Origin of the sequence: Petrocella sp. FN5, assembly GCF_029210395.1 — a bacterium.
Lineage (GTDB): Bacteria > Bacillota > Clostridia > Lachnospirales > Vallitaleaceae > Petrocella.
Genome location: NZ_JARGDP010000075.1, coordinates 1 through 11,659, shown reverse-complemented (window position 1 = coordinate 11,659; position 11,659 = coordinate 1). Strand labels below are relative to the sequence as shown.

Sequence of the window (11,659 nt, the reverse complement as noted above, 5' to 3'; positions counted from 1 at the left end):
AGGTAAAATGAGAATAATGGTTGAAAAGGCAATGAATGGAGGGCTTAATGATGATGGAAAAAACATGTAATTGTGAAGCTATGACAGAACAGGAGAAATTAAAGTTTATTCAAGATGTAATAGAAGATTATGATCATGATCCCAGTAGTCTGATTCAGATTCTTCATGTGGCCCAGAATGTATACGGTTTTCTGCCCATTGAAGTCCAGGAACTAATCGCAGATCAATTAGACATACCCTTATCAAGAGTGTCCGGTGTGGTTAGCTTTTACAGTTTATTCACAACTGTACCAAAAGGCAAATACGTTATTAAAATTTGTTTAGGCACGGCCTGCTATGTTAGAGGTAGTAAAAGGGTTATAGAACGTCTTGAAAAAATACTAAAAATTAAGCTTGGAGAAACCACGGAAGATCTTAAGTATTCTTTGGAAATAACAAGATGTATGGGTGCTTGTGGATTAGCACCCGCCATGTCCATTAATGAAGAATTGTATATGCAAGTGAATCCGGATAAGCTTCTGGGTATATTAGAAAATCTGGAAGGTGGTGAAGCATAATGATAAAAACCTTTGAAGAGCTCAACAGAATCAAATTTAACCATACTAAGATGATTAAAGAGAAAGAAAGAATTATTAATGTATGCTTTGGAGCCGGTTGTATATCAGCAAAATGTGAAGCCATTTATCTGGCATTATTTGAAAGTCTTAATAAGTTTGGGATTGAAGATAAGGTGAAGATTAATCAGACAGGTTGCATTGGTGCCTGTGATTATGGTCCATCCCTGTATATTTTACCGGATGATATTTATTACTGTAAGTTGGTGCCACAGGATATTGAGAACATTGTTAAAACTCATTTGATAGGCAATCAAGTTGTAAAAGAAAAATGTTATTATGATGAAACGTTGGACAAGACTTTTGAACATTTAAAAGACATACCTTTCTTTAGTAAACAGCAAAAAAGCGTCATGAAAAATTGTGGCGTCATGGATTACTATAGCTTGGAGGCGTATATTGGTAGCGACGGCTACCACAGCCTATATAACATTATCAAAGAAAAAACACAGATGGAAGTCATTGATATCATTATGGCCTCGGGACTTAGAGGTAGAGGCGGTGGTGGTTACTTAACCGGACTAAAATGGGAAGCCGGTTACAAATCAGTCAGTGATCAAAAGTATATAATATGTAATGCAGATGAAGGGGATCCAGGCGCCTTTATGGATCGATGCCTTTTAGAAGGTGACCCTCATACAATTATAGAAGGTATGGCCATAGGTGGTTATGCTATAGGCGCCAATACCGGTATTATCTATATTCGAGCAGAATATCCTTTGGCAGTAGAAAGACTGACGGTGGCAATTAAGCAGGCAAGAAAGGAAGGCTTACTTGGTGAGCATATTTTCAACAGTGATTTTTCATTTGATGTTGAAATAAGGACAGGAGCAGGTGCTTTTGTTTGTGGTGAAGAAACCGCACTGCTTCACTCCATAGAAGGCAAGAGAGGTGAACCCAGTCAGAAGCCTCCTTATCCTACGGATAAAGGTCTCTATGGCATGCCAACGGTTATCAATAACGTTGAAACTTTAGCCAATATCCCCATGATTATGTTAAATAGCGTAGATTGGTTCAGACAATACGGTACAGAAAAAAGTAAAGGCACGAAAATATTTGCTGTTGCAGGTGCAATTAGAAATTCAGGTATGGTAGAGGTGCCTATGGGTATGACGTTAGGTGATATCATCTTTGACATCTGCGGTGGATTGAAAAAAGATAAAAGCTTCAAAGCCGCACAAACCGGTGGACCTTCCGGCGGGTGTTTGACTTGCGAGTCTCTAAACACACCGGTAGACTATGACTCACTTATAGAAAAAGGTGCCATCATGGGTTCGGGTGGTCTGATTATCATGGATGAAGATAACTGTATGGTGGATGTGGCTAAGTTTTTCATGGAGTTTGTTCAAGAAGAATCTTGTGGCAAATGTGTTCCATGTAGGCTGGGAACGAAAAGAATGCTTGAGATCTTAGAGCGTATAACGACAGGCGATGGCGTAGAGGGTGATATCGAAAAACTCATTGAATTGGGCGAGAGCATCAAAGTTTCAGCACTTTGTGGCTTGGGCCAGACGGCTCCGAATCCTGTTCTTAGTACCATTCATTATTTTAGAGAAGAATATGAAGCCCATATAAAAGAAAAGCGTTGTAGTGCAGGTGTTTGTATGGATTTATTCATATCGCCATGTCAAAACTCATGTCCGGCAGGGGTCAACGTACCAGGGTATCTATCCCTTGTAGGTGAAGGTAGATTTGTAGATGCTTTTAACTTAATCAGACGTGAAAATCCTTTCCCTGCAGTGTGTGGTCGCGTTTGTACCCATCCTTGTGAGAGTAAGTGCAGAAGAAGTCAGTTAGATGAAGCCTTGGCAATCGCTGATGTCAAGCGTTTTATTGCTGACAAAGTCTATGGTATGAATGAACCATATCGAGCGATTCAGTACCCAGCAAAAGGTAAAAAAGTTGCCATAATAGGGGCAGGACCTTCAGGTTTGACTTGTGGTTTTTATTTAGCGCAAACAGGTTATGAGGTCAGTGTTTATGAATCACTGGATCAAGCAGGTGGTATTTTAAGGTTTGGTATACCTGAATATAGGTTGCCGAAACAAATGTTGCAACAGGAAATAGATGCACTAAAGCAATCGGGTGTTAAGATTTTCTTAAATACTGAGATAGGAAAGGACATTATGTTTGCGGATTTACGCGCCAATCATGACGCCATATATATATCCACAGGCACTCAATACAGTAACAACATGGGTATAGAAGGTGAGGACCTTGTCAATGTCTATCCAGGTCTTGATTTCTTACGAGATGTCAATATGGGAAAAGACGTACAAGTAGGTGAAAAAGTGGCAATCATCGGAGGTGGTAGTACAGCCATGGATGCGGCTAGGACAGCTATAAGACTTGGTGCAAAAGAAGTGCATGTCTTATACCGAAGACTTCTAACGGACATGCCTGCAGATCAGAGAGAGATTGAAGAAGGCATAGAAGAAGGAATTATCCTTCACACCTTGGTGGCACCTATTGCCATAGAAGGTGATGAAAAAGTAAAGTCAATCAAGTTGATTCATTTGACTCAAGGTGAGTTTGATGGGTCTGGAAGAAGAAGGCCCATTCCCGAGTCTGGTTCAGAGTTCTACATAGATATAGATATGGTGATTCCGGCAGTAAGTCAACATAGTGATCTACCATTTATCGATAAAGATGAGATTGAGATGACAGCATGGGGAACTTTTGTTGTGGATACCATCAGTGGCATGACGAAAATGGAAGGCGTGTTTGCCGGCGGTGACGTGGTAAGAGGTCCAGATACGGCCATATGGGCAATTGCAGATGGTAAAAGAGCCGCAGTGGCTATAGATACTTACTTAGGTGGAGACGGTGCGTTAAACAAAGGTGAAGAAATCGACATACCAAAAGCACGAGATGAAGATTCACCGGATGAACATATGCGTTTTGATCGACGTATGCTTGAAGTAGATGACCGTAAAAACAACTTTAAAGAGGTTTCAAAAGGCTACCATAAACTCAATGCCATGGCAGAAGCTATGCGATGCTTAAGATGTGATAGACGATAAGGGGGTAGAATCATGGTATCGTTAAAAATTAACAACAAAACAATACAGGCAGATGAAAATACAACCATCATGGAAGCGGCCAAAGCCAATGGCATATTGATTCCAAGCCTATGTTATTTAGAAGGTGTACACCAAGTCGGATCATGTAGAATCTGTGTCGTTGAAGTTGAAGGTTCTAGGAATCTTCAAGCATCATGTATTACAAAGGTAAGTGAAGGTATGACGGTTAAGACCAATACAAAAGAGGTTCGAAAAGTCAGAAAGGTTGTCTATGAGCTGATGATGTCAGATCATGATGACAACTGCCTTGTCTGTTCAAGAAGCGGTGGTTGCGAATTTCAGGAACTTGGAGAATGGATCCAATTACAAGAAGAGAACCCATATCAAGGTGCTCATTCGAAGTTAGGTGTTAAGGATATCAGCAACCCATCCATAGAGAGAGACCTATCAAAATGTATTCTTTGTAGAAGATGTATTACGGTCTGTAACGAAATACAAGGCATAGGGATTATGGAGAATCAGAATAGAGGTTTTGATTCCTTTGTAGGTCCGACAGAAGGCTTTGAACTGATGGATATTAACTGTACCTTCTGTGGCCAGTGTACAACGGTTTGCCCAGTTGGTGCCCTTAAAGAAAGAGATGCAACAGTGAATGTATGGGAAGCCCTACTGGATAAAAACAAAAGGGTTGTCGTGCAAACAGCGCCGGCAGTTAGAGCAGCACTTGGTGAGGAATTTGGATATGAACCAGGTACTTTAGTAACTGGGAAAATGGCTGCAGCGCTAAGAGAACTTGGATTTGACGATGTCTTTGACACGAATTTTGCTGCTGACCTGACTATTTTGGAAGAAGGTACAGAGCTCTTAATGCGGTTAAAAGCCTTGATATCCGGTGATGAAACCTCATTGCCTATGATTACCAGTTGTAGCCCTGGATGGATTAAATACGTAGAGCATAAGTTTCCCGATCAATTAGACCACCTATCTTCCTGTAAGTCGCCTCATATGATGCTTGGCGCTTTGGCAAAAAGCTATTACGCAGATCAGTTGGATATGGATGCTAAGGACATGTTTGTAGTATCTGTTATGCCTTGTACAGCGAAGAAATATGAGATTACTAGGGAAGAAATGCTTGGTGATGTGGATGCTGTTTTGACAACCAGAGAGTTGGCAAAAATGATTAAAGACGCCGGTATTGATTTTGTTCATCTAGAGGATGAGCGGTTTGATAACCCGATGGGTTTGTCATCTGGAGCGGCGGATATTTTTGGAGCCACAGGTGGTGTCATGGAGGCAGCCCTTAGAACTGTATATGAGATTATAACTGGTACTGAGATGCCTTATGAAAACCTACATGTACAGTCAATAATGGGTCTTGAAGGTATAAAAGAAGGTAGTTTGTTAATAGACAAGACCACGCCGGAATGGTCAGGTCTTGAAGGTGTTACGGTTAGATATGCAGCAGCAAGTGGTTTATCCAATGCCAAAATATTACTAGATCAGATTAGACAAGGTACATCGCCCTACCATTTCATAGAAATCATGGCCTGTCCTGGTGGGTGTATCAGTGGTGGTGGTCAACCAAGGCTAACCACACAAGCAATTAGAGAAAAAAGAATGGAAGCCATTTACCGAGAAGATGAAGGTAAGACATTAAGAAAATCTCATGAAAATGAAGCCATTATCCATTTGTATGAAACTTATTTAAAAGCCCCACTGGGACACAAATCCCATGAATTGCTTCACACGCATTATGTAAAGCGTAATATGTATTCGAAATAAATTTATAGCCAGGGCTATCTCGGATTTTATCTGAGATAGCCTATTTTTATTTTTCCATTTACCCCCATATATGTTAACAATAGCCAAATTATGCAAAAATTAGATAACAATATTTAATAAAGTATCTTAATTAACATAGACAAGTGGTTTATTGTTATGTATAATATTTAAGTGAACTTAGAGAAAGCATATAGCTTTATGGGTTGGGAGGGCGAGACTTTGGAGCATAAACAAGGGGGCATATCTATATTTTTAGCAATTGTATTTCTTACTTTGGTGGCCTTTTCGTGTTCCATTGTTGAGATTACAAGATATCAGATTGCAATGATACAAGCAGAAAGAGCCTTGTTATCGTCCAGTCAATCCGTCCTCGGTGGTTATGATCATATACTCAAAAATGAGTATGGTATTTTTGCCAGAGACACCAACTATAGTGACCTGCATTATATAAATGGACATGATATGATTTCCGATATAAACCGGAGTCCAATGGCAAATGATTTAACCTATTACCTTGAAGGGAATATTCATAATGACCCTAATCTTACAGATAAAAGTCTTTTGGAGGAGTATATTTCGGTCAAACATCCATCACCTTATAAGCTGATTCCTTTGGAGCTTGAGGATATGAAGGTTATAGGCGGTCATCAGCTCATTAGCCATGAGGGGCTTGATTATGTCAAAAGAGACATGATGGCTTTTATGGAATTAAGAGCACCTTTACTGCTAATAGAACCATTTTTAGAAAAAGTCATGGTCATAGAAAAACTTGGAAAGACAACCACCTTTATTCAGGCAAAAGATAATATCATTAAGGAAACCCGTAACATAGAAGAAGCCTATCTGAATCTGTATAGGTGGATTGAAGGTATTGATATAAACCCATCATCCGGAAGGATAAAGGTGGTAGATGACAATTTTGTCAAAATAATCCTACCAAAAGTCAAGGTGCAAGCACCTGAAATATCGTTTATAAAGGTGAACGAAATAGAAACAAATCTAGAAAAAAAAGAAATTGATATAAGCAGACTGGCCTCATCTTTTGATGCGGCCTATATCCAATTTAAGGCATTGGTAATAGAACTGCAAGGATCACAAGATAAGCATGCAGATTTAGTAGTACGACGGGATAAAGTTAGGGATCAGATTCGGTCACTTAGAGCGAAGCTGGGGTCAGGTGAACAAGATCCGGATCGGGCTGCGTCCATCAAAAAAGAAATCAGCAACAAACAAAGAAGGGTTAAAGAGATTAGCAGTCAGATTAAGGCGGTAGTGGATCTAAAAGAAAAACAAGTGACAGAACTAACGATTATTTTTGGGACGATGGATGAAAAAATGAAGCATTTTGGTGGGTTAACCCTTGGAGCCGATAGTGTGCTAGGGATGAATAGGAAGGCACGAGATGAGATTGAGTGGATTAAAGAAAAAGGTAAAATATTGGACCAGGAGATTGATACTTTTGTTCACCGAGAAACCCAAAATCAGGAGGACTATATTGTTAGAACCTTTGATCATGCTATGGAAGAGCTTGAAACCATAAAAACATCTTATGGAGCCGATATGCGTAAAGATAACTTTGACACATTGGGGAATCTTACTTATATGCATGAACGCCTTGTGGAAAACATTCAATTATTAGAAAAACAAGAACCCATAATACAAAAGATAATTAGTGATTACCCGGCAATGATAGCCGGATGCTTTAAAGATGCCGGTTTATCCAAACAGGCGTTGATGATTCTGAATAAAGGGCAAATATATGGTCCTCTAAAAGTCGGAATGGAACATTATAAAACCAAGACAATGGGCTATCCAACTATGAAAAGAGACATTCAGAACGTCTGTAATCTGGTGAGCACTTATTATCGAAAAGACCTGTATTTTGATTACTCAGACTATGGTCTAGATGGTCAAGCGAACATGAATGGGACATTGGTAGATGGCAAAGGCTTTTTTGATAATGTTAAAAGCAATGTTTCAGATTTAGATGTTCGAAATTTATTTGAGGCAGTATTGCCGACGGAGTACCTTTTTGATGATACCTTACCTTCTGCTATAATGCCTTCCGATAATGACAAAGTGCAGGAAGAAGACCAAGTATCTGAAGAAACGGGGCTCACAGCTTTAGATGGGAAGTTGTTTTCTAATCTCATCCATATTGGTTCGGGATGTAAAGAACAATTATTATTGAACGAATATGCTATTGGTATGTTTACTTCTATGACGGGGAAGTATGGAGAGGACCAAGAAGCATTAACTTTGTCTGGTTATCAGAAAAAGAACCATATATTGGACTCGGAACTTGAGTATATCATTACAGGAAAGACAGACCAATTAGAGGCAGTCACAACCATATCTAGCAAAATAGTGGCGATGAGAATTGCCTTAAACACCATACATTTAGTAACGGATCCATCAAAAAGGACAATCATTATGAACCTTGCAAATGCAGTTGCCGGTTGGTGGAGTTTAGGTGCCTTAGCCTTAGCAATAGCACTAATTATTGGTTTGTTATGGGCTACAGCAGAGAGTTTGGTAGACTTAGTGATGCTTCTACAAGGTCGAAAAGTGCCACTACTAAAAACCAAAACCTCTTGGTTCTTAGGTCCTGAGAATCTAACATCCAACATCATAGAGCGTGGTAGTGAGATAGCAATACAAAAAACTCAGGATACATTAAATGGACTTCAAGATAAAACACAAGAATGGGTAGCCGGACTAAAGGATGCTCTTAGCGAGGATGTTAACGGCTTACTAGAAGAGCAGATTCAAGTTATGCAGATGGAAGGGATTCAGATGGCCGATGCTATGGCACAAAGTTATGAAGATGATTTGCTAAGGAGGATGGATGCCATATTACTATCATATAATGAGGGGACAAATGTTTATGATGGTTCTATGTCAGACTACCCAAGAACAGATAGCCGATATGAAATATTAGAGACCTTCAAACAAGATGTCGCATCCGGTACTCGAAACAAGGAAATTACCCATTCATTATTATCTGAAATCAAGAGAGATTTACAAGCAGCCTATACCAAGAAAATCGAAATACACAAAGAGAAAATCATTCAAGAAGCATCAGAGGTTACAGGTCAAGGCCTTGATCTATTGGAGCTTACAGTCAACCAAAAGATTGAAGCCCTAGGAAAAAAAGGTGAGCAAATATCCGCTGACTTTATTATAGAGAAGACAGCACAGATAAAAAAAAGTACAAGTAATAAATTGCTGGAAAAAAATCCGGCTGTAGATACAAAAGTTAAAGGAGAGCAGTTGACTGAATTTATTCCGGCAGCCAGTTACGAAGATTATTTAAGGTTCTTTATGTTGATGGATTGGAAGGCGTTGGATGATAGAGTGCTGCGTATGTTAGATGTGATAGAAATCAATATAAAAACAGCTAGAGGTAATGAATCATGGACATTAGGTGATTATGTATTCGGTATAGATATTAGGGCGACCTTTAAGGTTAGATATGGATTCATCAATATCATGCCTGCTATGCAAGAACGAAAAAGCCGTTTTAAAGGTTACCATAGACTAGCTGTAGAAGTAGGCAATGCTTATGAGTAGGCGAAAAGGTGCCTTGACAATTGAGGCTTCCATTTTATCACCATTTGTGATTGTGACCCTGGGTTTTATATTGTATTTCATGAAAATCTATTACATTCAATCGGAAATAGATGGGGCGATGACGAGAATGGCTCACGATATGTCAGTTCATGCATATGCATTCGAGAAAACTGGTTTGGTGGATGCCCAACAAGAAGCTTATAGTCATGCTTATGCATCTCGTGATTATAAGTCGTCAGTAGAAGCAGTTCTTCAAAGCCTCAATATATCCAGGTATGGTCAAGAACTGTTTAAGTTAGATACAATCCTAGGAAGCCCAGATGAACAGGTAAAAGGATCTGACGAACTGGGATGGAAGCCCATAGAGTTAGCCAAACAAATAGACACCATTCATAGTCAAATGTTTAATCTTATATCAGAAACTAAGCGGCATTACGGAGAAGCTTTAACCTATGGAAAAGGGCTGGCCATATCAGAATTAATGGATTTTTCGAACGCTATAGTAGCCTCCCAAATATCTAAGACAATGTTTAGGGAATATTTGGACGACGAACGCTTAAGGGGATGGGGGGTATTTAGTGAAAAAGGCGTCATTGATTTCTCGGCATCTTCTATGATGCTTTATGATGATACCATAGAAATCATAGCACGCTATCGTATTGATTTGCCTTTAGGCGGTTTTATAAAAGAGGGCATACCAATTTATCAATCCGTAAAGGTTAGAGCATTCACAGGTAGTTATGACGGCAATACCTCGGTGGGGAAAAAGGAGGCGCCTGAAGAACCATTGTACTTTATTGCCACAGCCTCTTCGGATAATTATAGTTATCATGTCTATTCATGTTTGGTGAAAGAGCTTCAAGAAGATAGGTACAGTCAACGTGTTCTAGATGATGAGGACTTGTGCATCTATTGCAAATCAAACTATAACATACCGGTAAGTCAAGGGGAAAAAGATATATATCCGGTCTATTATACCAGCAAAACATCTAAGGTTCATTTGAGTAAAAGCTGTCCTAGAATAAGGGCGATAAAGATTGAGGCGGTAACAAAAGAAGAAGCCGAAAAAAAAGGTTATCAGCCCTGTAAAAAACATGGCTGTGTTGAGAAGACGGAGGCCCAATAGTATGGAGTATTTAGGTGCACTTATAATTGGTGGGATGACTGGGAACTACCTTAGTAACGGGGGAAAAATTAATAAGATTAAAACGCTATGGATACTTTGCGCAGTAGTTATAAGCATGGGGGTGCACAGTATATGTGTTTATCAATTTACAGATAAGACATCCTATTTAATTTTTTATCTAACATCAGTTTTATTACTAACGATAGGGTATAAAGATTATCGTGAATTATTAGTGCCAATGGATCTAATTATAGTAGGTGGGGTTTTGGGTCTATACTTAAATATGACATTGCCGGCACTGGGTGGATGGATCAATCTTGTTAGTGCCTTGGTGACATTACTCCTACTGGGCGCGTTGAGCCGCATTTCAAGAGGTGGTTTTGGTGAAGGTGATGCCTATGTTATGGCACTCATAGGCTTATTTTATGGCGGTATGTATGTTTTGATATTAGGCATGATGGCATTAATCATGTCCGGTGTTTTTAGCCTGATATGCTTGATATTTGGTAAAGCCAATCGCAAGACACTTTTGCCATTTGTACCTTTTATTGCTGCTGCGCATTTGTTTTTGATTTGGGTTTAGGAGATGTTATGAAAAGAGGAAGTATCACCATTGAAGCCTGTATTATTGTACCCATTATGCTCTTGGTTCTAGCTGTTATGGTCATGACAAGTTTATATCTTCATGATATAATTGTATTAAAATCAGTGAACACTTTAAGAGGTGATCATCAGGTGATAACCGGTGAACATTATGAGGAAAAAGAAGACTGGATTGTATTTGCGCTAAAGAGCAATCATAAAAGTCAGCTTACATCAAAAATAGGGCATGATATATATGTAAGCCGTCTTCAAGGCAGAGGGGAAACGAGCTTGCCTGGCTTTGCTTATAGCATAGAGGATGAAAGAAACTTTAAGGTGCTTAGGCCAAAAGATTATGTCCGAATGCTGGATTTCATGGACGATGCAACGGATAAGATTGGTTACACAAAAGCCATCAAAGAGAAAATTGATCATGAGGTCACGAGCTTTTTTGATCTCCTGAATCCATAGTCTGCTTAAGGGCTGAATTAAGTGTTATTATAATTTTTTTCTAATTGTTTATTAATAAAACTGTTGTACAATACAGATATGGTTAAAGGGTCAAAAAACCATACTAGATTTCTATACAAGAAGGAGCGAAACGATTATGAAAAAAATGAGAGTATCGAGTAGTACTGTATTTGGTATTATTCTTATAGCGGTCGGTATTATATCATTATTAAGTAGCCTAGGTTATGTCGAGTCTTGGGATCTCTACAGCACTTTTTGGCCACTCATACTTATATTATTGGGTATCAAGCACTTAATGGACTATCAATCTTCCAACCTGTTTGGTCTAATACTCATCTTGATTGGTACATTATTTCAATTGGACAACCTTGACATTAAGTATTTAAGTAATTTGAGTGTTGGAGAAATGATGATCCCTATGATTATCATACTCATTGGTCTAAGTTTTATTATACCTAAAGGTGAAGAAAGTAAGAAAAAAACAGATA

The 11,659-nt window shown here is 39.0% G+C and carries 8 protein-coding genes; all 8 read left to right on the top strand.

Annotation, left to right across the window (positions count from 1 at the left end; translation table 11 throughout):
* Window positions 1-47: 47 nt before the first annotated feature.
* Window positions 48-557: an NADH-quinone oxidoreductase subunit NuoE family protein gene (locus P0N36_RS13010; RefSeq protein ID WP_330684030.1), complete on the top strand. Its 510-nt coding sequence runs from the start codon at window positions 48-50 to the stop codon at window positions 555-557.
* The gene (locus P0N36_RS13005; RefSeq protein ID WP_275843285.1) at window positions 557-3,637 is read left to right on the top strand and encodes an NADH-ubiquinone oxidoreductase-F iron-sulfur binding region domain-containing protein; all 3,081 of its coding nucleotides are present in this window, start codon (window positions 557-559) and stop codon (window positions 3,635-3,637) included. The genes P0N36_RS13010 and P0N36_RS13005 overlap by 1 nt, the downstream gene beginning before the upstream one ends.
* A 12-nt stretch (window positions 3,638-3,649) precedes the next feature.
* The gene (locus P0N36_RS13000) at window positions 3,650-5,419 is read left to right on the top strand and encodes an NADH-dependent [FeFe] hydrogenase, group A6 (RefSeq protein WP_275843284.1); all 1,770 of its coding nucleotides are present in this window, start codon (window positions 3,650-3,652) and stop codon (window positions 5,417-5,419) included.
* Window positions 5,420-5,638: 219 nt separating this feature from the next.
* The gene (locus P0N36_RS12995) at window positions 5,639-8,992 is read left to right on the top strand and encodes a DUF5702 domain-containing protein (RefSeq protein WP_275843283.1); all 3,354 of its coding nucleotides are present in this window, start codon (window positions 5,639-5,641) and stop codon (window positions 8,990-8,992) included.
* Window positions 8,985-10,118, top strand: a complete 1,134-nt coding sequence (locus P0N36_RS12990; protein WP_275843282.1) for a TadE/TadG family type IV pilus assembly protein — start codon at window positions 8,985-8,987, stop codon at window positions 10,116-10,118. Before P0N36_RS12995 ends, P0N36_RS12990 begins: the two co-directional genes overlap by 8 nt.
* Before the next feature lies 1 nt (window position 10,119).
* Window positions 10,120-10,701, top strand: coding sequence for a prepilin peptidase (locus P0N36_RS12985; protein WP_275843281.1), 582 nt, complete (start codon window positions 10,120-10,122; stop codon window positions 10,699-10,701).
* Window positions 10,702-10,709: 8 nt separating this feature from the next.
* Window positions 10,710-11,171 (top strand): TadE family protein, encoded by a 462-nt coding sequence (locus P0N36_RS12980; RefSeq protein WP_275843280.1) that lies wholly within the window; start codon window positions 10,710-10,712, stop codon window positions 11,169-11,171.
* Between the two features lie 136 nt (window positions 11,172-11,307).
* Window positions 11,308-11,659 (top strand): LiaF transmembrane domain-containing protein (locus P0N36_RS12975; protein ID WP_275843279.1); only part of this gene is annotated, 352 nt, incomplete at its 3' end.

Coding starts and splice junctions, on each gene's coding strand:
- P0N36_RS12980 (WP_275843280.1), top strand. CDS start 10,710: ATGAAAAGAGGAAGTATCACCATTGAAGCCTGTATTATTGTACCCATT.
- P0N36_RS13005 (WP_275843285.1), top strand. CDS start 557: ATGATAAAAACCTTTGAAGAGCTCAACAGAATCAAATTTAACCATACT.
- P0N36_RS13000 (WP_275843284.1), top strand. CDS start 3,650: ATGGTATCGTTAAAAATTAACAACAAAACAATACAGGCAGATGAAAAT.
- P0N36_RS12990 (WP_275843282.1), top strand. CDS start 8,985: ATGAGTAGGCGAAAAGGTGCCTTGACAATTGAGGCTTCCATTTTATCA.
- P0N36_RS13010 (WP_330684030.1), top strand. CDS start 48: ATGATGATGGAAAAAACATGTAATTGTGAAGCTATGACAGAACAGGAG.
- P0N36_RS12985 (WP_275843281.1), top strand. CDS start 10,120: ATGGAGTATTTAGGTGCACTTATAATTGGTGGGATGACTGGGAACTAC.